Source organism: Kribbella sp. NPDC050820 (assembly GCF_040653975.1).
GTDB lineage: Bacteria > Actinomycetota > Actinomycetes > Propionibacteriales > Kribbellaceae > Kribbella.
Genome location: NZ_JBFAHB010000014.1, coordinates 50,476 through 68,500 on the forward strand (window position 1 = coordinate 50,476; position 18,025 = coordinate 68,500).

General features: G+C 69.6%; 23 protein-coding genes and 1 pseudogene. 7 read left to right on the plus strand and 17 right to left on the minus strand.

Annotated features, from left to right (window positions below; all coding sequences use genetic code 11):
• Positions 1-118 precede the first annotated feature (118 nt).
• Positions 119-1,240: a cytochrome P450 gene (locus tag AB0H36_RS15245; RefSeq protein ID WP_360522233.1), complete on the plus strand. Its 1,122-nt coding sequence runs from the start codon at positions 119-121 to the stop codon at positions 1,238-1,240.
• On the opposite strand, the gene AB0H36_RS15250 is transcribed toward AB0H36_RS15245, so the two are convergent.
• Positions 1,221-1,445: a hypothetical protein gene (locus AB0H36_RS15250; RefSeq protein WP_360522236.1), complete on the minus strand. Its 225-nt coding sequence runs from the start codon at positions 1,443-1,445 to the stop codon at positions 1,221-1,223. The genes AB0H36_RS15245 and AB0H36_RS15250 overlap by 20 nt on opposite strands.
• Positions 1,446-1,448: 3 nt before the next feature.
• Here AB0H36_RS15250 and AB0H36_RS15255 point away from each other — a divergent pair, with 3 nt between their 5' ends.
• Entirely contained in the window at positions 1,449-1,658 is a 210-nt protein-coding gene (locus tag AB0H36_RS15255; RefSeq protein ID WP_360522239.1) for a hypothetical protein, read from the plus strand.
• Here AB0H36_RS15255 and AB0H36_RS15260 read toward each other — a convergent pair.
• Positions 1,639-2,403, minus strand: a complete 765-nt coding sequence (locus AB0H36_RS15260) for a class I SAM-dependent methyltransferase (protein ID WP_360522242.1) — start codon at positions 2,401-2,403, stop codon at positions 1,639-1,641. The genes AB0H36_RS15255 and AB0H36_RS15260 overlap by 20 nt on opposite strands.
• 50 nt (positions 2,404-2,453) lie before the next feature.
• Between AB0H36_RS15260 and AB0H36_RS15265 the strand changes: the two genes are divergently transcribed.
• Complete coding sequence (locus AB0H36_RS15265; protein ID WP_360522245.1) at positions 2,454-2,930, plus strand: GAF domain-containing protein; 477 nt, start codon at positions 2,454-2,456, stop codon at positions 2,928-2,930.
• On the opposite strand, the gene AB0H36_RS15270 is transcribed toward AB0H36_RS15265, so the two are convergent.
• Entirely contained in the window at positions 2,917-3,696 is a 780-nt protein-coding gene (locus tag AB0H36_RS15270; RefSeq protein WP_360522249.1) for a TSUP family transporter, read from the minus strand. The genes AB0H36_RS15265 and AB0H36_RS15270 overlap by 14 nt on opposite strands.
• Before the next feature lie 124 nt (positions 3,697-3,820).
• Between AB0H36_RS15270 and AB0H36_RS15275 the strand changes: the two genes are divergently transcribed.
• The 3 genes from AB0H36_RS15275 to AB0H36_RS15285 are packed head-to-tail and all read left to right on the plus strand — an operon-like array spanning position 3,821 to position 6,291.
• Positions 3,821-4,621: a GNAT family N-acetyltransferase gene (locus tag AB0H36_RS15275; RefSeq protein ID WP_360522252.1), complete on the plus strand. Its 801-nt coding sequence runs from the start codon at positions 3,821-3,823 to the stop codon at positions 4,619-4,621.
• 24 nt (positions 4,622-4,645) lie between these two features.
• The gene (locus AB0H36_RS15280) at positions 4,646-5,038 is read left to right on the plus strand and encodes a YciI family protein (protein ID WP_360522255.1); all 393 of its coding nucleotides are present in this window, start codon (positions 4,646-4,648) and stop codon (positions 5,036-5,038) included.
• Positions 5,039-5,064: 26 nt separating this feature from the next.
• Positions 5,065-6,291, plus strand: a complete 1,227-nt coding sequence (locus AB0H36_RS15285; protein WP_360522258.1) for a DUF6596 domain-containing protein — start codon at positions 5,065-5,067, stop codon at positions 6,289-6,291.
• A gap of 1 nt (position 6,292) precedes the next feature.
• On the opposite strand, the gene AB0H36_RS15290 is transcribed toward AB0H36_RS15285, so the two are convergent.
• From AB0H36_RS15290 to AB0H36_RS15335, 10 genes and pseudogenes are all read right to left on the minus strand, one after another.
• A complete protein-coding gene (locus AB0H36_RS15290; RefSeq protein WP_360522261.1) occupies positions 6,293-7,648 on the minus strand; it encodes an FAD-binding oxidoreductase in 1,356 nt (451 codons plus the stop codon).
• Positions 7,649-7,851: 203 nt separating this feature from the next.
• A complete protein-coding gene (locus AB0H36_RS15295; protein ID WP_360522264.1) occupies positions 7,852-9,615 on the minus strand; it encodes a proline--tRNA ligase in 1,764 nt (587 codons plus the stop codon).
• Positions 9,616-9,836: 221 nt separating this feature from the next.
• Positions 9,837-10,558: pseudogene (locus tag AB0H36_RS15300) on the minus strand (M14 family zinc carboxypeptidase).
• 36 nt (positions 10,559-10,594) lie between these two features.
• On the minus strand, positions 10,595-11,419 hold the full coding sequence (locus AB0H36_RS15305) for a GNAT family N-acetyltransferase (RefSeq protein WP_360522266.1): 825 nt from the start codon (positions 11,417-11,419) through the stop codon (positions 10,595-10,597).
• Between the two features lie 27 nt (positions 11,420-11,446).
• Complete coding sequence (locus tag AB0H36_RS15310; RefSeq protein ID WP_360522269.1) at positions 11,447-12,703, minus strand: MFS transporter; 1,257 nt, start codon at positions 12,701-12,703, stop codon at positions 11,447-11,449.
• Between the two features lie 189 nt (positions 12,704-12,892).
• Positions 12,893-13,369, minus strand: coding sequence for a GNAT family N-acetyltransferase (locus AB0H36_RS15315; RefSeq protein ID WP_360522272.1), 477 nt, complete (start codon positions 13,367-13,369; stop codon positions 12,893-12,895).
• Positions 13,366-14,004 carry a VOC family protein gene (locus tag AB0H36_RS15320; RefSeq protein ID WP_360522275.1) on the minus strand — a complete coding sequence of 213 codons (639 nt, stop codon included), beginning with the start codon at positions 14,002-14,004 and terminating at the stop codon, positions 13,366-13,368. Before AB0H36_RS15320 ends, AB0H36_RS15315 begins: the two co-directional genes overlap by 4 nt.
• Positions 14,001-14,165 (minus strand): CopG family transcriptional regulator, encoded by a 165-nt coding sequence (locus tag AB0H36_RS15325; protein ID WP_360522278.1) that lies wholly within the window; start codon positions 14,163-14,165, stop codon positions 14,001-14,003. Before AB0H36_RS15325 ends, AB0H36_RS15320 begins: the two co-directional genes overlap by 4 nt.
• Before the next feature lie 89 nt (positions 14,166-14,254).
• Complete coding sequence (trxA, locus tag AB0H36_RS15330) at positions 14,255-14,587, minus strand: thioredoxin (RefSeq protein ID WP_360522281.1); 333 nt, start codon at positions 14,585-14,587, stop codon at positions 14,255-14,257.
• Positions 14,584-14,952, minus strand: coding sequence for a MerR family transcriptional regulator (locus AB0H36_RS15335; RefSeq protein WP_360522284.1), 369 nt, complete (start codon positions 14,950-14,952; stop codon positions 14,584-14,586). Before AB0H36_RS15335 ends, trxA begins: the two co-directional genes overlap by 4 nt.
• A gap of 64 nt (positions 14,953-15,016) precedes the next feature.
• On the opposite strand from AB0H36_RS15335, the gene AB0H36_RS15340 reads away from it, so the two are divergent.
• Positions 15,017-15,523: an NUDIX domain-containing protein gene (locus AB0H36_RS15340; protein ID WP_360522287.1), complete on the plus strand. Its 507-nt coding sequence runs from the start codon at positions 15,017-15,019 to the stop codon at positions 15,521-15,523.
• Here the strand turns inward: AB0H36_RS15340 and AB0H36_RS15345 are convergent.
• The 4 genes from AB0H36_RS15345 to ispG all read right to left on the minus strand — a co-directional run bounded on the left by AB0H36_RS15345 (position 15,511) and on the right by ispG (position 18,009).
• A complete protein-coding gene (locus tag AB0H36_RS15345; protein WP_360522290.1) occupies positions 15,511-16,089 on the minus strand; it encodes a nucleosidase in 579 nt (192 codons plus the stop codon). The two genes, AB0H36_RS15340 and AB0H36_RS15345, sit on opposite strands and share 13 nt — an antisense overlap.
• A complete protein-coding gene (locus AB0H36_RS15350) occupies positions 16,062-16,484 on the minus strand; it encodes a PIN domain nuclease (protein WP_360522293.1) in 423 nt (140 codons plus the stop codon). Before AB0H36_RS15350 ends, AB0H36_RS15345 begins: the two co-directional genes overlap by 28 nt.
• Positions 16,481-16,735, minus strand: coding sequence for a DUF2191 domain-containing protein (locus AB0H36_RS15355; protein WP_360522296.1), 255 nt, complete (start codon positions 16,733-16,735; stop codon positions 16,481-16,483). The genes AB0H36_RS15350 and AB0H36_RS15355 overlap by 4 nt, the downstream gene beginning before the upstream one ends.
• Positions 16,736-16,860: 125 nt before the next feature.
• A complete protein-coding gene (ispG, locus tag AB0H36_RS15360) occupies positions 16,861-18,009 on the minus strand; it encodes a flavodoxin-dependent (E)-4-hydroxy-3-methylbut-2-enyl-diphosphate synthase (protein WP_360522299.1) in 1,149 nt (382 codons plus the stop codon).
• Positions 18,010-18,025 lie beyond the last annotated feature (16 nt).

Sequence of the window (18,025 nt, forward strand, 5' to 3'; positions counted from 1 at the left end):
ACACCCTAGATGGCCTTAGTTCGGCATTCGTCACCCGCTGCCCCGCTGAGTCGTTGAGATCCAATCTGTCTCAGCAATACCACTCTAGAAGGTGGTCTGCTCGTTTTAGGGTGGCTGAATGGTCACCGTGGAGGAGCTCGAGACGGATCCGCATCCCGCGCTGGCGGCGCTCCGTCCGATCGGCTGGGTCGACGCGCTCGGTGGCTGGGTGGTCGCCGGCCGTTCACTCGCTCTCGAGGTACTGCGGGATCCGGAGACCTTCACCGTCGACGACCCGCGGTTCTCGACCGCACAGGTGGTCGGTCCGTCGATGCTGTCGCTGGACGGCGCCACGCACAAGGCGCACCGCGGTCCCTTCGAGGAGCCGTTCACGCTCGCGGAGACCCGCCGGCGGTTCACCGAGCCTGTGCAGCAGACCGTCGACGAACTGGTCGGTGCAATCCGGGCAGATGGCACCGCAGACCTCCGGCGGACCGTGGCCGGGCCGTTGTCGGTCGCGGTGGTCGCCTACTCGCTCGGCCTGCCGCCGGCGTCGGCGTCGACGGTTCTCGACTGGTACACCGCGATCTCCGACTCGGTCTCCGGCGTCGCCGCCGGTCGTCCGGTGACGGCCGAAGGCTCGAAGGCGTTCGCCGCCCTGCACGCGCATGTTGCCTCAGGCCTCGATTCGGCCGACTCGCTGATCGCCGCGGCCGCCGGGGCCGGGCTCGGTGTCGACGAGGTGGTCGCGAACGCCGCCGTTCTGATGTTCGGCGGGATCGAGACCACCGAAGGCATGATCACCAACGCCTTGTGGCACCTGCTCAACCACCAGGACCAGCTGGACCTGGTGCTCGCGGACCCGTCGCTGCTGCCGAACGCGATCGAGGAATCGCTTCGCCTCGAACCTGCCGCGGCGGTGGTCGACCGCTACGCCACCCGCGATGTCGAACTGGCCGGTGCGTCGATTCGCCGGGGCGATTTCGTCACGGTGTCGCTGGCGGGTGCGGGCCGGGATCCGGCGTTGTTCCCGTCGCCTGACGATTTCGACGTACGCCGTACGAACGCCCGTCGGCACCTGGCGTTCGCCAGCGGTCCGCACATCTGCCTCGGCATGCACCTGACCCGTCTCGAAGCGCTGACCGCGGTGAGCGCAGTGCTCGCGTTGCCAGGCCTCCGGCTGGATCCGTCCTCCCCGCCGCCGCGCGGGTTGGTCTTCCGCAAGCCGCCGGCGCTCAACGTCAGCTGGGATGTGACCTGAGCACGACCGCTATGCGCAGCAGGCAGCCGATGACGGCGGACGCCAGCGCCCAGCTGGTTGCGCCGTCGTCCACGGAGGCCGCGAAGGCGACGGTGAACACACCGAGCCCGACACCGAACGCAATCGCCAACAGGGTCAGCCGCCCGAGCATCGCGGCGACGACCAGGAGGGCGACGACGAGCAGATCGGCAACTACGAACTCCACCGGGTGGTCTCCGACGATCAGCAACATGCTGGCGGAGTACCGACGGACAGCGACGAGCTGGCGGCGCTCGAGATCCGTTGGCTGGCGAAGGCGGCTGTCGACCGCGACCTGCTGGCCGAACGTGCGGTGATCGGCACCGTGCTCGGCGACGCCCTGCTCACCGCGGCCCGGCGCGAAGCCCAGAAGGCCGCTTCTAGGACCCAGTTCGGCTGAGCAGCAGCATCGCCGCGGGATGGACGGACAGGCGCCGGTCCGGATCGCGGTCGGCGTCGGCGGCCAACCGGGCGAAGCCTGCCTCGATCTCGTCCTCCGGCAGGTGTTCGAACGTCGACAGCGCCCGGAGTTTGAGCCGGTCGTAGCTCTCGCGCAAAGTACGCGGCGGCTCGGTGGTCACCCAGACCACGTCGTCGGCGGGTGTCAGACCTGCCTTGCGCGCAAGGGACTTCACGGCGTCGAGGGACAGGTACATGCCGGCGTCGACGGTTCGTGCGGACGGAAAGTAGTCGTACCAGAACAGGTCCGGCATCAGGTCCGCGAACTGGCTGCGCAGGAACGCCACTCCCCCGGGCTTCAGCACTCGGCGGACCTCCTCGAGCGCCTGCTGCTGGTCCCGGAAGTGGTGGAACGACAGGAACATCAGCACGCCGTCGACCGATGCCTCCGGCAACGGGATCTCCTCCGCGCTGCCCTTCCGATAGACCACGTCCGGGTGCACAGCGGTCGTTTCGGCGATCTCCCGCATCCGGTCCGACGGCTCCACGCCGTACACCGGACCGCCGAACGCGTCGGCGAGCCCAGGCGTGAGGCGGCCGGTCCCGCTGCCCAGGTCCAGCAGGGTCAACGGCCGTTCACCCGGTAGGTGAGGCTGGAACGCATCAGTCCAGCGCTTGACCTCGTCCACGGTCATTCCTCGCCCCGCGGCGTACACACTGCTCAACCGTCCGTTGTAGTCGACCATGATGCGGACCCTACTGGCGAATCGCCGCCCGCGGACCGCACAATGACGGCATGACGAACCTGGCGGATGCGCAGTCGCTGGCCGAGGTCGGCGACATCGTGCGTGTCGAGGCCCGGCGGCTCACCGGCGCGCAGGGCGCGACCTTCGTGCTGCGCGAGCAGGACCGTTGCTTCTACGCCGACGAGGACGCGATCGCGCCGCTGTGGAAGGGGCAGCGGTTCCCGATCACGAGCTGCATCAGCGGCTGGGCGATGCTGCACGACGAGACCGCGGTCGTGCCAAACATCGAACTCGACGAACGCATCCCGCTCGAGGCGTACCTGCCGACCTTCGTCCGCAGCCTGCTGATGGTGCCGGTCGGCTCACCGACCCCGGTCGCCGCGATCGGCGCCTACTGGTCCCGCCACCACCGCGCCACCGACGACCAGATCGACGTCCTGCAGGGCCTGGCGACCCGCACGGCCGAAGCCATCCAGCGGATCGGCTTGGCCGACGCGCCCTGGGCCCCGACGTTCACCAACCGCTGACGACGTCGTAGCCCAATCGAAGGATCAGCGCGGAGACGACGACCAGGAAGATGATCCGGACGAACCGGCTGCCCCGGGCCACCGCGGTCCGGGCGCCGAGCAGGCCGCCGAGCATGTTGGCCGCGCCCATGACCAGGCCGAGGATCCACAGCGGGGCGCCGTTCACGGCGAAGATGACGATCGCGCCGAGGTTGGTGGCCACGTTGGCGATCTTCGCCTTCGCGCTGGCCTGCAGGAAGTTGTAGCCGAGGAAGCCGACCAGCGCGAAGATCAGGAACGACCCCGTCCCGGGCCCGACCGCGCCGTCGTAGAAGCCGATCAGCACGCCGACCACACTCGCCGCGACGTAGTGATCACGGCCGTCGAAGCGCAACGCCGTACGCGCGCCGAGTGACGGCTTCATCGCGGTGTAGATCGCGACGCCGATCAGCAGCACCAGCACGATCGGCTTGAACCAGGACATCGGGATCTTCGTCGCCACAAGGGCGCCGACGGCGGACCCGAGACCGGCCAGGATCGCCAGCGGGATGACAGTCCGCTTGTCCGGGCGCACCTTGACGCCGAAGGTGACGGCGCTGGTCGCCGTACCGCACAGCGAGGAGATCTTGTTCGTTGAAAGGATCTGCGCCGGGGTCGCTCCCGGCAGGCCGAGCAGCATCGCCGGCAGCTGGATCAGGCCGCCGCCCCCGACCACGGCGTCGATCCAGCCGGCGGAGAAGGCCGCGACCACCAGGAAGACCAGGGTCCACAGGGAGATGTCAGGCACGGCGGCACACCAGGCGGAAAGCACTCACCCGGCCATCATCAGGTAAGGACGTTGTCCCAAAAAACCCTTACACCGGCGGACGTGACCCACGACATATCCGGCGGCGCGGTGCCACAGTGGGCGCATGGCGTCCTCGATCGTGCCACCCGAAGGCGAGTCGCTCGCCACCGGCTGGGAACCGGACCTCGCACCGGCCGACTCCCTCGTCCGCCAAGCGGTCCTCGCGCACGCCTCCTGGGTGACCGAGGGCGCCCGCCGGGCCGGCAAGCCCTGGTACGACGGCGACACCTGGGCCGGCGGCTTCCTCGGCGACCGCGGGCCGTTCACGAACCTGATCGTGGCGAAACAACCGGTCGACCCGGCCGAGGTGCTCGCCGAGGTCGCGCGCCGGCTGCCGAACAACGTGCCGTACCTCTTCGTCAGCCCCTGGCCGACCCGCGACCTGCGCGAGCACGGGCTCGCCCTGGTCGGCCATCCTCCGCTGATGGTCCGTTTCCCCGACGCCACGGCGACCCCGCCGGTCACCGATCTCGACGTCCGCCAGGTCACCGACTCCGCCGGGCTGGCCGACGCCGAGCGCGTGTTCATCGAGGGCTATCCGGTCCCGGAGCTCCAGCCCGTCGACACCGGCGTGCTGTACGCGGCGACCTTCCTCGACGGACCAACCACAGTCTGGGTCGGGTACGACGGCGACGTACCGCTCGCCACCGCCGTCGCCCACAACGCCGCCGGTGTGACCGTCGTCGAGAATGTCGCGGTCATGCCCGCCGCCCGCGGCCGCCGAGCCGGGGCCGCCCTCACCTGGACCGCCGCCACCCACCACGACCAGCCGTCGGTCCTGCTCGCGTCCGACGACGGCCAGCCGGTGTACCAGCGCCTCAGCTACCTGCGCATCGAACGCTGGACGGTCTGGATCCGGCCCTGATCCCTGGATCGGGACAATGGGTGGGTGAAGTTCCTACTGCTGATCCACAACAACGCCGAAGCGCTGGCCGGGCTGACCCCGCAGCAGCAAATCGAGCTGGCGGGTGACCGTGAGCGCCTGGCCGCCCGGGTCCGCGAGCTGCGGGCGAGCGGAGAGCTGTTGTCCGTCCTCGCCCTGGACGACCCGTCGACGAGCCAGAGCGCCCAGCTGGTCGCCGGGACGCCGGTGATCTCGGACCGGCCGTTCCTGGAGACGAAGGAGTTCCTGGCGGGCGCGCTCCTGGTGGACTGCCCGACGATCGAGCGGGCGCTGGAGCTCGCCGCCGAGGTGCCGGCGCTGGAGCTGCGCCGGATCGAGGTCCGGCCGGTCATGGAGCTCGGCGACGCCGACTTCGCCCCGGGCGCCGCAATCAGGTGACCGGCCGCCAGATGCCGGACGGTCAGGTGACTGGCGGCTTGGAGGCGGCGATCCGGGCTGCTGCGCCGCGGGCGCTGGCGGCGCTGGTCCGGCGGTACGACGCCTTCGACCAGTGCGAGGACGCCGTCCAGGAGGCGCTGCTCGAGGCGTTCGTGCAGTGGCGGGCGAACGGCGTACCCGAGCACCCGGTCGGTTGGCTGGTCAGTGTCGCGACGCGGCGGCTGATGGACGGCTGGCGGCGCGACAACGCCCGGCGGCAGCGCGAGCTCAACGACTTCCTCCGGGAGCCGGCGGACGCGGAGCAGGTTGCCGACTACCGCGAGGACGCCGACGACACCGTCCGCCTGCTCGTCCTGTGCTGCCACCCCGCGCTGACACCGGCGTCGCAGGTTGCTTTGACGCTGCGATCGGTCGGCGGCCTGACCACGGCCGAGGTAGCCGCCGCACTGCTCGTCGGGGAGCCGACCGTGGCACAGCGGATCAGCCGGGCCAAACGGCTGATCCAGGACGCCGGCGCGCGGTTCGAGCTGCCGACTGGCGCGGAGTACGGCGTACGCCTGCGAGCAGTCCTGCACGTCCTGTACCTGATCTTCAACGAAGGTCACACGGCCAGCGCGGGCGAGGACCTGCAGCGCGTGGACCTGGCAGCTGAGGCCATGCGCATCACGCGTCTCCTGCATCAGGCCACGACCGGGTCGAGTGAGGTGACCGGGCTGCTCGCGCTGATGGTCCTCACCCACGCGCGCCGGGACGCCCGCACCGGTCCGGGCGGCGACCTGATCCCGGCGGACCGGCAGGATCGCACTCGCTGGTACGCCGACGAGATCGCCGAGGGCACCCGGCTCGCAGAGGACGCGCTGCGCTCGGGACCCGTCGGCGCGTACCAGCTCGAGGCTGCGATCGCCGCCGTACACAGTGAGGCCGATGCGGTGGAGAGCACCGACTGGGAGCAGATCGCCGGCCTGTACCGGATCCTCGCGCAGGTCGATCCGGGACCGATGGTGACACTCGGCTCGGCGGTGGCGGTGGCGATGACCGAGGGCCCGCAGGCCGGGATCGCGATCGTCGACGGGCTGGCCGGCGACAAGTACCTCGGTGACCACCACCGGCGGTTGTCGGTGCTCGCCCACCTGCACGAGCTTGCCGACCGGCCCGACCTGGCCCGCGCGAACTACCTCGCCGCCCTGGACCGCACCCGCAACACCGCCGAGCAGAACTACCTCCGCGAGCGGATCGCCCGCCTCACCGACTGACTCACGCCGCCGGTGGGATGCGCTCGGCGGGCGGGACCGTGAGGGCGCTGTGGAAGACGTCGTCCGGGTCGACGGCCTGCTTCAACGCCGCCAGCCGCGCGCGGTGCGCCGGCGGGTAGCACCGGTCGAGGTCGGCCGTGGCCGGATGCGACAGGAAGTTCGCGTACGCGCGCTCCGGGTCCAGTGCCTCCCAGAGCCAGTCGAAGCCGGCCACCTGCGATCCGTGCAGGTCGATCGACCCGATCAGCACCGAGTTCAGCATGAACTGCGCCTCGCGGTGCGCGAACGCGGTCGCGTCCGAAGGCATTGCGCCGAACGCACCGCCCAGCGCCCGGATCTCCACCGCCATCGCGGGCAGCCGTAGCCGGGCCTCGAGGAGCTGCTCGCTCAGCTCCGGCGACCACTGGTCGAACAGCCCGTTGCGCACGCGCGGCGTCCAGTCGGCCGGCATCGACTCGTTCGAGAACACCTCTGCGTACGGGATTTCGGCCACGGTGTCGGTGAGCACCGTGCCCAGGTCCCGCAGCGATTTCAGGATCTCGTCCCGCGTGGCCTCGTCCCCGGCGATGCAAACCATCACCGCGACCGGTGCCTGCCGGTCGGCCATCATCGTCGGCGGCAACTGCAGCGACGACGACAGCTCGTCCGGCGCGTTCACGACGTACTCGGACCAGCCTGCCAGCACCTGTCCCGCCTGCGTCCACGGGAACAGGAGGGTGCCGAAGTGCACTGTCGGCCGGTGTACGGCGGCGATGTCGTACGACGTCACCACGCAGAGGCTCCCCGCGGCGCCGCGCAGTCCCCAGAACAACTCGGGTTCGGTCGCCGCGTCGACCCGCCGTACCGTCCCGTCCGCGGTGACCACCTCGGCCGCCACGACGTGGTCGATCGCGAGCCCGTGCTTGCGCACCATCCACCCGATCCCACCGCCGGCCATCAACCCGCCGACTCCCACACCGGCCGTATCGCCCGACGAGATCGCCAGTCCGGCCTCGCCCAGCCGCTCAGCCACCTGCCCCCAGGTAGCCCCCGTCCCGATCCTGACCACGGCGTCGTCTCGGATGGCAACCTCATCCATCGGCCGGACGTCGATCACCACTCCCCCGTCGTTGGTCCCGAACCCGGCCATGTGGTGCCCACCACTCCGTACCGCCACCTCCAGCCCGTGCGCCTCGGCGAACCGCAGCGCCGCGGCAACATCTCCAGCCTCCGCGCACCGCACGACAACCGCCGGCCGCCCCTCGGCGACCAACGTCCGCGCAGCCTCCTGATACCCCGCATCCCCCGCGACGACAACCTCACCGACCACATCCGCCCGAAGCCTCTCGACCCCACGCGTCCCAACACCCTGAGCCATCTCAACCCCTCGATCCCAGCGCCCCCTTGGCGCCTTCGCCCCGAGATCGAAGCCGACCGGCATCCCTCGACATCCCCCAGCAAGAAATCTTCGAGGAGCCGAAGTGGTGACAAACCACCGGCCCCGACTCCGGGGGTGTGGAGTGGGGGCCGATGGGTGGTGTGGTGGCGACGGCAGGCCGCGGCGCTGCGGCCGCCGGTGGTTCAGCTGCGGACCGTGGTGACCAGGCGGTCCACGACCTCGGCCACGGGGATGTTGGCGCGGTCTCCGCTGCGGCGGTCCTGGACCTCGATGGTGCCTTCGGCGAGGCCCTTACCGACGACGGCGATGGTCGGGACGCCGAGAAGCTCGGCGTCCTTGAACTTCACGCCCGGGGCGACCTTCACGCGGTCGTCGTAGATGACCGTGAGGCCGCGGGACTCCAGCTCGGCGGCGAGCTCGGCGGCCTTCTCGAAGACCTCGGAGTCCTTGCCGGTGGCAACCAGGTGGACGTCGGCCGGCGCGATCTCCCGCGGCCAGACCAGGCCCAGCTCGTCGTGGTTGCCCTCGGCGATCGCGGCCACCGCGCGGGTGACACCCACGCCGTACGACCCCATCGTGACCGTGACGAGCTTCCCGTTCTGGTCCAGCACCTTCAGGTCGAGGGCGTCGGCGTACTTCCGGCCGAGCTGGAAGATGTGCCCCATCTCGATCCCGCGCGCGGTCTCCAGCGGACCGGACCCGTCCGGCGCCTCGTCACCGTCGCGCACCTCGGCGGCCTGGATGGTGCCGTCGGCGGTGAAGTCGCGGCCGTGCACCAGGTTGATCACGTGGAAGCCGGACTTGTCCGCACCCGTGACCCACGCCGACCCCTCGGCGATCCGGGGGTCGAGCAGGTAGCGGATCCCGGAGGTGTTCTCCTTGCCCAGCACGCCCGGCCCGATGTAGCCCTTCGCCAGCGAGGGGATCTTCTCGAAGTCGGCCTCCTCGAAGGCCACGACCTCGGCCGGCTCGAGCTGCGCGCCCAGCCGCTTCTCGTCGATCGCGCGGTCACCGGGCACGCCAATGGCCAGCGGCTCGCGGGTGCCGTCGGGGTGCACGACCGTGACCAGCACGTTCTTCAGCGTGTCCGCGGCGGTCCACTCGCGGCCGTCGGCGCGCGCGTGCTTCGCGTTCAGCGCGTCGACCAGCGTCTCGATGGTCGGGGTGTCCGGGGTGTCGACGACCTCGGCCGCGGGCACGTCCGACGCGTCCACCGGCGCCGCCTGCGGGACCACGACCGCCTCGACGTTCGCGGCGTACCCACCCGGCGAGCGGACGAAGGTGTCCTCACCGTTCTCGGCGATCGCCAGGAACTCCTCCGACCGCGACCCGCCCATCGCGCCGGACATCGCCTTCACGATCACGTAGTCGAAGCCGAGCCGGTCGAAGATCTTGATGTAGGCGTCGCGATGCGCCTCGTACGACGTCTCCAGCCCGGCGTCGTCCACGTCGAACGAGTACGAGTCCTTCATCACGAACTCGCGCCCGCGCAGCACGCCGGCCCGCGGCCGCGCCTCGTCGCGGTACTTGTTCTGGATCTGGTAGATCGACAGCGGGAGGTCCTTGTACGACGAGTAGAGCTCCTTCACGACCAGCGTGAACATCTCCTCGTGCGTCGGACCGAGCAGCATGTCGGCGCCCTTGCGGTCCTTCAGCCGGAAGATGTTCGGACCGTACTCGGTCCAGCGGCCGGTGGCCTCGTAGGGCTCCCGGGGCAGCAGCGCCGGGAACACCAGCTCCTGCGCGCCGATCGCGTCCATCTCCTCGCGCACGATCCGCTCGACGTTGCGCAGTACCCGCAGGCCCAGCGGCAGCCAGGTGTAGATGCCGGGCGCGGTCCGCCGGATGTAGCCGGCGCGGACGAGCAGCTTGTGGCTCGGGACCTCCGCGTCCGCCGGGTCCTCGCGAAGGGTGCGAAGGAACAGCGACGACATGCGCAGAATCACGGGAGTCTCCAAAAGCCTGACAGAAGATGGATGGAACATTGGACGTCACAGAGGATATCCGTCCGGCGACCATGCTCTCACCACGTTATCCACAGCCCACGCGCACCCAGCCGCCTCATTCGGTCTCGCGCGACGCCCTCAGGGCCCATTTGATCAGCGGAACCTGGAGCGGCAGCCGCGCCCAGCCGCGCACGCCATGCGCGGAGCCTACCGGACGGTAATCACGGCAGCTTCCCGTACGGCGCCGCCGCGGCCCGGGCCGCGTAAACCAACGCTGGTTTCAGAATCGGCCAGAACGTCGACGACACGCACGAGTACGCCGGCAGGAACCTCGCGCAGGCCCCCGACGCCGGCCCGATCTCGAAGGTGTACGCCGGCACCCCGCGCGTCCCGTACAGCCAGTCGTCCGTCGCTCCCGGCGCCAGATACCCCACCCCGCCGTCCCCGGTCGAGACCGGATACCCGGTCAGCGCGCCCATCTTCTTGCCCAGAGCAACCAACGCGGCCTGGTCCGGCGCAGCGGTGTTCGTGTAGCCGTACGGCGCCAGGATGTCGTTCCCGAAACTGTGCAGACTCAGCATCACCCCGGTCGTCGGCGGGGCCGCCGGATCGTTCACCTCCCCTTTCCCATCAGGGAAGATCGCCTCCAGCAACCCCTGGATCGCGACCGTCTCCGGCTCCGACTCCGCCTTTGGACCGGGATAGGTCTCGTCACACGGCCCGCCCTGCTGCACGTCCCACTGGAACGGAGCAACGACGTGATCTCCGGGTCCACGCCGTACGACGTGACCAGCAGGTCGATCCATCGGTACGCGATCTCGCCGGTCGCGATCTCGCGCGCATGGATCTGCGAGTGCAGCACGAACTTCGGCTTATTCCCGTTGCTGTCCACCGCACAGTCCCCCGCCGCGAGCTTGGTGATGCACAGAGCCTGAAAGCGCACCAGCGGTCACCGCAGCATCACGGTGGGCGCCCAGTATCAGAACAGGATCGTCGCGAACGTCTCGATCGTCCGGAACCCGACCCGCTCGTACGCCGCCCGGGCCGGGACGTTGAAGGCGTTCACGTACAGCGTCACCACCGGGGCGATCTGCCGGGCCAGCTCGACCACCGCCGCCATCCCCGGCGCGGCCAGCCCGCGGCCGCGGAACTCCGGGTCGACCCAGACCCCCTGGATCTGGCAGACGCCGGTCCCGACCGACCCGACCTCGGCCTTGAACACCACGCGGTCGTCCTCGATCCGCGCGAACGCCCGCCCGGCCCGGATCAGCTCGGCCACCCGCGACCGGTAGAACGTCCCGTCCGGCCCGGTCTGCGGCGGGACCCCGACCTCCTCGGTGTACATCGCCACACAGGCCGGGTAGAGGATCGGCAGCTCGACCGGTTCGACCTCCCGGACCAATGGATCCGGGGCGATGGCCGGCGGTCCCTCGATCACCATGAACGGCTGGTTGTCGCGCACCTCGCGGGCCGGACCCCAGTGCGGTTCGAGGGTGTTCCACAACTGCTCGACCGCGCGCGCCTGGCCGAGGATCTGGAAGCAGTTCCGCCCCCGCCGCAACGCGTACGACGCGAACGCCCGCAGCGCAGCGTCGTCCGCGCCGACCGGCACCATGTTGCCGCCCGCGTGGCACAGCGCTTCGAGCACGCCCTTCTCGACGTACCCCCAGACCTCGGCGCCGCGCCGTGGATCGAGTCCGGACGCCTGCACCAGGCTGTCGACGAACACGTTGACGACCGGGTCGCGGCCGATCACGGCACGCGCCGCCGCGAGGTCACGAGGACCGAGAACCCGAACGCCCACGCGCAGAACCTAGCCGATGATCCCCCGTCAAGCGTGCAACGGGTCGTGAGCGTCCGCGATCCGGCGCAACGGCGAGGTCCAAGCGACTGCCACGGCGGCGAACCCGAAGGCACCCATCACGACCATCGCGGTGCGGACGCCGTACTGGTTCCCGAGTAGACCACCGGCGATCGAGCCCAGCGTCCAGCCCACTCCCCACGACAGCATCCGGCCGGCCGTGTTGACGCGGCCGAGCAACTGCTCCGGCGTCACCTGCTGCCGGTAGGAGATCGAGTTGACGATCACCAGCACGTACGCCGAGCCCCACACGAGCAACGCGAGTGCGGCCAGGGCCCACCCCGGCATCAGCGCCGTCACGATCCCGAGCACCGCCGACACCGGCAACGCGTACAGCGTGATCGCGGCCGGCGGCATCCGCTTCAGCAGCCGCGGCAGGCCGAGCGCGGCGATCAGGCCACCGATCCCCCATGCACCCCACACGAGCCCGAACCGCACTCCCGACGTACCGATGTGCAGGATCCGGTCGCACCAGACCACCATCAGCGCGACGAACCCGCCGCCGGCGAACGACTGCAGACTGCCCACGATCGTCATCGTCCTGACACCGGGATGCCGGACCAGGAACCGCACGCCCTCCGCGATGTCCGCGAAGATCACCCGAGGCCGCAGCGGCTGCTGCCCGTCCCGCCGCTCCGACATCGCGCGCACGATGCCACGTACGGCGACCGCGGACGCGACGAAACTCAACGCGTCGAGAGCGAGGAGGCTGGCCGGGTTCAGCACCGCCAACGCCAGGCCGGCGAGCGCCGGGACGAACAGCTCGACCAGGCTGGACGCCGTCCAGACCGCCGAGTTCGCCTGCGCGACCCGGGCCCGCCCGACCAGCACAGGGAGCGCGCCGAAGTTCGCACCGTCGAAGAACGTGAAGACCGCCTGTACCGCGAACCCGACCACGAGCACCTGCGCGACGGTCAGCACGCCGAGCAGGTGCGCGACCGGGATCGACCCGATCAGCACCGCGTTGACCAGATCCGCCGACACCATCACCCGCTGCCGGTTCCACCGGTCCGAGAGCGCGCCGGCGAACAGCCCAGTCAGCAGGTACGGCGCCGCCTCGAGCGCCGTCGTGAGCGCGGTGAGAAACGTAGATCCACTCAGCCGGTAAACGAGCACCGGCAGCGCGACCGCCGTCACCATCGACCCGGTGAACGACAACACCCGAGCGACCCAGTACCGCCGAAAGTCCGGATCGTCCCGCAACCGCACCGGTTCAGTCACTGTCATGCGGGCACCCTGCAACCTCAAGCCGTCTGGAGGTCAAGGCGGTGTCTGATGGTCCCGCGCCGTAGCGAGCAGGTGCTCGGTGCGGTAGCTCGGCGTGCTGGAGTGAAGGCCTCGATGTGGTTTCATCGTGGCCTTTGCTCCAGTGCGGCGAGATGCCGTGCCGAGTGCCGCGCAGTAGGCGGGGGACCATCAGAGACCGCCACGACTCATCCACATCGTTTCGACGCCGAGGTCGCGGTCGGGGGTGCGGGGTGGGTCGCCGAAGCCGTTGGCGCGGTAGAAGCGGATTGCCTTCTCGTTGCCGACCAGGACGTCCAGCAGCAGTTCCGACGTACCGGCCGGCAGAGCCTCGATCGCCGCGTCGAGCAGCGCCTTGCCGACCCCCTTGCCCTGGTGATCGGGCAGCACGTACAGCTTCCACATCACCCAGAACTCGTCCTCCCGACCGAGCCCGACCACCCCGACCAACTGCTCACCGTCGGCCGCGACCAGCGTGATCCCGCGGCGCATGCCCCGCTCCACCGCCTCCGGTGACCAGTACTGCGCCAGGCCGTCGGCGATGAACTGCTCCGAGACCAGACCGCCGTACGCCGCCGGCCAGGTCTGCAGCCCGATCTGCCGGATGCCCTCGACATCCCCGAGCTCGGCCTTCCGAACCTCGATCACCCGTGCACCACCACCGTCTCCCCGTCCGGATCCACGATCTCCAGACCATCATCGGTCCGGGTGGCCTGCGCACCTATCCGTCGCAGCATGTCGTCCAGATCCTCGGAGGTGGTCAGCCCGAGCCGGACGGCCGGCTCGTCACCGGCGGCGAAGTACACCTTCTGGTCGACGCCGAGCACGCCCAGCAGCCGCTCCCAGGCGGGCTGATCCGAGACCGTCAGGTGTGGCGTCACCGCCAAGCGCTCATCCGGCTGCGCGTCGAGCTCGCGGTAGCCGTACAGATCCTTGCTGCGTTCGTCGATCCACAGCTTCGTCCCGTCCGGCCCGGCAACCGACAGGACGCGCCCGAACGCCTCGTCGAAGATCGTCGCGTCGTCGTAGCCGGCGTTCTCGAGGGTCGTCTTCAGCTCGTCGATGTCTTCGGCCACGAACGTCAGCCTGGTCTGACCCGGCCGGCCGCCGGTGTCGCTGGTGGCCGCGTCGTGCAGCGAGACAGCTCCGCGGCCGGCCAGCAGCACCGCCCAGCCGCCGCGCTCGGACTCGATCCGCGCCCGCAGGCCGAGGGTCTCCAGGAACGCCTGCATCGCGTCCACATCGGCCGTGAACCGCAGCGGCCGGATCATCACATCGTTCATCCTCGTGCCTCCCCATGCTTGTCCAGGTACTCCGTCAGTGCGAGCTCCACCAGCGCGGACAGGCTGACCGCCTCGTCGATCGCCTTGTGCTTCACCCGGCGAACCAGCTCCGGCGGCAGGTACACGTTGAACTGCGCCTTCTTCCCGCCTTCATCGCTCATGCCTAGGATGCTAGCAATCTAGCTAGCTACCAAGCAAGGTACGACGAAGCCCGCCGGCGGAATCCACCGGCGGGCTTCCTCAGCGGCGCTCAGACGACGGCGTGCAGGGCGTCGTCGAGCTCCTTGACCAGCTTGTGTTTCGGGCGGGCGCCGACCACCGACCAGATCACCTCGCCACGGTGGAACAGCATCAGCGTGGGCAGGGCCATCACCCGGTAGCTCGCCGACACCGCCGGGTTCTCGTCGGAGTTCAGCTTTACCACCGTCAGGTCATTGCGCTCGGCATCGATCTGCGCCAGCACCGGCGCGATCTGGTGGCACGGCGGGCACCACTGCGCCCAGAAGTCCACCAGCACCGGCTGGTCCGCCTGCAGTACCACCTCGTCGAAGGTCGACTCGTCGACCGTCCGCAGGTCACTCATCCTGTTCTCGTCCTCCAGCTCTCGGCATCGGCCAGGAGGTCGGTCAGCCGGGACCTGAGCTCGGTGAGCTCGGTGATCCGCCGGTCCACGTCGGCGATCCGGGTCCGGTACGCCGCCAGCGACGCCGGGCACACGTCCGCCCGGTCGTTGCCGGCCCGCAGGCACTCGATGAACGGGTACGTCTGCTCCGCGGTCAGGCCGAGCGACAGCAACGCCTTCACCTCCCGTACGACGACCACGTCCTCGGCCTCGTACGCGCGGTAGCCGTTGGCCTCCCGCCGGGGCTTCAGCAGTCCCTGCGCCTCGTAGTACCGGACCGCCTTGACCGTCACCCCGGCCTCGGCCGCCAGATCACTGATCCGCATCCCGCCTCCTTCACCCCGACGCTAAACCTTGCCCCCAGGGTCAAGGTCAAGCCAGCATATCCGCATGCTCCTCGGCAGGTTCAGCTCACCGGATCTCCCTCCCGGCGGTCGCGTCGTCAAGCGAACCGCCGTCCGCGGCATCCTCTTCCACGGTCGCGAGCTGCTGCTGCTCGGCTCCCGTCACGGCGACTACAAGTTCCCCGGCGGCGGGGTGGAGCCGGGCGAGTCGCACGCCGAGGCGCTCCGCCGCGAGTTCCGCGAGGAGTGCGGCGTCGTCGGCGTCCAGGTCGGCCCGGGCGTCGGCTCGACGATCGAGGAGGTGCCGGCGGCCGAGCCGGCGTACGACGTGTTCCGGATGACCTCGCACTACTTCCGCTGCTCGGGCGGTGCGGCTGAGCGTGAGCAGACGCTGGAGGGGTACGAGGCCGAGCTGGAACTGGTGCCGCGGTGGATGACGGTCGACGAGGCGCTGGCGGCGAACCGGGCCGTGCAGGCGGGTGGGGTTGGGGTGATGCGGTGGCTGGTGCGGGAGACCGCCGTACTCGAGTGGCTGGCGTCTCAGCGGACGTAGTCGGTGACCCACTCCCCCAGGACCTTGGCGCTGGCGTCGACCAGCGCGGGCCAGTCGAGGGCGGACTCGTCGGCCGAGTCGGAGACGTGCTTCACGACACGGACGGGTACGCCGTACTCGCGGCAGGCGTAGACGACGCCGTACGCCTCCATGTCCACCAACTGCGCCCGCTCCGCGAGCCGGGCCCGGACGACCGGATCGGTCACGAACACATCGCCCGAGGCGAGCACGGTCCCGTCCCCGCCCTCGACCTCCAGCACCTCCTGCGGGTCGAGCCCCAGCGCCCGCACCGCCTCCGCGTTGACGTCGTGATTGATCACCCGCGACGGCAGGTACAACCCCGCCATCCCATCCCGCAACGCCCCCGTGGTCCCCACATTCAGCACCACCAGCTCAAGAGTGTCCCGCTCCCCCAAAGCCCTCGCAGTAGCCACCGCCGCCGCAGTCTTCCCAACCCCGGTAACCACCCGAGGAATCCCCTGCGGCACATACCGAAGCTCACCTGCAACCGCCCCGACCACCAGGTACTCAACCACCCTCAGAGCGATCCCTTCGGCACAACCCACTCCACCGGCTGCCCAGTGACCTTGGCAATCCGCTCATAATCCTCGTCGTAGTGCAAGACAGTCAGGCCAGCCAACTCTGCGGTCGCAGCAATGATCAGGTCAGGCAGCTTGAACCCCCGGTGCTGGCTCTTCTTCGCCAGAGCGCGGTGCACCTCCAGGGCCTTGTCCATGGACGCTGTGGTGACATCGACCCACCGCTGGCCCTGAAGGTCCCCCCACATTCGCTCGTAGGACCGCGGATCCGGAGCGTTGTTCAGGCACTCCAGCAGCGCCATTTGGCAGAGCACCAGGCGACCTTCGACGAGCAGTGTGTCGAAGCGCTCCTTGACCAACGCGTACCGACCGCGCAGCACGACGACCGAGGTGTCCACCAGATAAGCAGCGCCAGCCATCATGCGGTGCGGGCCTCCCTGGCGTCTTCCTCCAGCCTGCTCAGATCACGACCGCCCCCATATCTCCAGGCGTCGGCCGAGGCACTGACATCCAACTCGACCTCGTCGAGCGTCGCGATGAGATCTTTCGCCCGCTTGCGCCGGGCGAACTCGTGCAAGGCGGCGTTGATCGTCTCCACCTTGCTATCCGTACCCAACTCGGCCCGGGCCGCGTCGAGCCACTCGTCGTTGACGTCTACCGAGATACGTGTCATGCACCCAATGCTACACCAAAATGGCTGACGATTTGATGCATTGATCCCGGCAAACGAAGCACCAGCTTCATACGCCAGAAGGTGCCGCACCCCGGCAGGGTATGGCACCTTCTGGGACGTCGCGGTCAACTGACGGTGACGGTGGGTTCGCCGGGGGTGGTGTCGCCCATGTGCTCGGCGATGCGGAGGGCTTCCTCGATGAGGGTTTCGACGATGGCGGATTCCGGGACGGTCTTGATGACCTCGCCCTTGACGAAGATCTGGCCCTTGCCGTTGCCGGAGGCGACGCCGAGGTCGGCCTCGCGGGCCTCGCCGGGGCCGTTCACGACGCAGCCCATGACGGCGACCCGGAGCGGGACCTCCATGCCCTCCAGGCCGGCGGTGACCTGCTCGGCCAGGGTGTAGACGTCCACCTGGGCGCGGCCGCAGGACGGGCAGGAGACGATCTCGAGCTTGCGCTCACGCAGGTTCAGCGACTGCAGGATCTGCAGGCCGACCTTGACCTCCTCGACCGGCGGCGCGGACAGCGAGACCCGGATGGTGTCGCCGATGCCCTTGGCCAGCAGCGCGCCGAACGCCACCGACGACTTGATCGTGCCCTGGAACGCCGGGCCGGCCTCGGTCACGCCGAGGTGCAGCGGCCAGTCGCCGGCGTCGGCCAGCAACTCGTACGCGCGGACCATCACGACCGGGTCGTTGTGCTTGACCGAGATCTTGAAGTCGTGGAAGTCGTGCTCCTCGAACAGCGACGCCTCCCAGACGGCCGACTCGACCAACGCCTCCGGGGTCGCCTTGCCGTACTTCTGCAGCAGCCGCGGGTCCAGCGAGCCGGCGTTCACGCCGATCCGGATCGAGGTGCCGTGGTCCTTGGCCGCGGCCGCGATCTCCTTCACCTGGTCGTCGAACTTGCGGATGTTGCCCGGGTTCACCCGGACCGCCGCACAGCCCGCCTCGATCGCGGCGAACACGTACTTCGGCTGGAAGTGGATGTCGGCGATCACCGGGATCTGCGAGTGCTGCGCGATCTCCGGCAGCGCGTCCGCGTCGTCCTGCGACGGGCACGCGACCCGGACGATGTCGCAGCCGGCCGCGGTCAGCTCGGCGATCTGCTGCAGGGTGGTGTTGACGTCCGAGGTCAGCGTCGTCGTCATCGACTGCACGGAGATCGGGGCGTCACCGCCGACCAGCACCTTGCCCACCTTGATCTGGCGGGTCTTGCGGCGCGGGGCGAGGGTCGGCGGCGGCAGCGCGGGCATGCCCAGGTTGATGCTCATGAGTCCTTGTCCGTTG

Coding starts and splice junctions, on each gene's coding strand:
- AB0H36_RS15245 (WP_360522233.1), top strand. CDS start 119: ATGGTCACCGTGGAGGAGCTCGAGACGGATCCGCATCCCGCGCTGGCG.
- AB0H36_RS15260 (WP_360522242.1), bottom strand. CDS start 2,403: ATGGTCGACTACAACGGACGGTTGAGCAGTGTGTACGCCGCGGGGCGA.
- AB0H36_RS15265 (WP_360522245.1), top strand. CDS start 2,454: ATGACGAACCTGGCGGATGCGCAGTCGCTGGCCGAGGTCGGCGACATC.
- AB0H36_RS15275 (WP_360522252.1), top strand. CDS start 3,821: ATGGCGTCCTCGATCGTGCCACCCGAAGGCGAGTCGCTCGCCACCGGC.
- AB0H36_RS15290 (WP_360522261.1), bottom strand. CDS start 7,648: ATGGCTCAGGGTGTTGGGACGCGTGGGGTCGAGAGGCTTCGGGCGGAT.
- AB0H36_RS15310 (WP_360522269.1), bottom strand. CDS start 12,703: ATGACAGTGACTGAACCGGTGCGGTTGCGGGACGATCCGGACTTTCGG.
- AB0H36_RS15320 (WP_360522275.1), bottom strand. CDS start 14,004: ATGAACGATGTGATGATCCGGCCGCTGCGGTTCACGGCCGATGTGGAC.
- AB0H36_RS15325 (WP_360522278.1), bottom strand. CDS start 14,165: ATGAGCGATGAAGGCGGGAAGAAGGCGCAGTTCAACGTGTACCTGCCG.
- trxA (WP_360522281.1), bottom strand. CDS start 14,587: ATGAGTGACCTGCGGACGGTCGACGAGTCGACCTTCGACGAGGTGGTA.
- AB0H36_RS15335 (WP_360522284.1), bottom strand. CDS start 14,952: ATGCGGATCAGTGATCTGGCGGCCGAGGCCGGGGTGACGGTCAAGGCG.
- AB0H36_RS15340 (WP_360522287.1), top strand. CDS start 15,017: ATGCTCCTCGGCAGGTTCAGCTCACCGGATCTCCCTCCCGGCGGTCGC.
- AB0H36_RS15350 (WP_360522293.1), bottom strand. CDS start 16,484: ATGATGGCTGGCGCTGCTTATCTGGTGGACACCTCGGTCGTCGTGCTG.
- AB0H36_RS15355 (WP_360522296.1), bottom strand. CDS start 16,735: ATGACACGTATCTCGGTAGACGTCAACGACGAGTGGCTCGACGCGGCC.
- ispG (WP_360522299.1), bottom strand. CDS start 18,009: ATGAGCATCAACCTGGGCATGCCCGCGCTGCCGCCGCCGACCCTCGCC.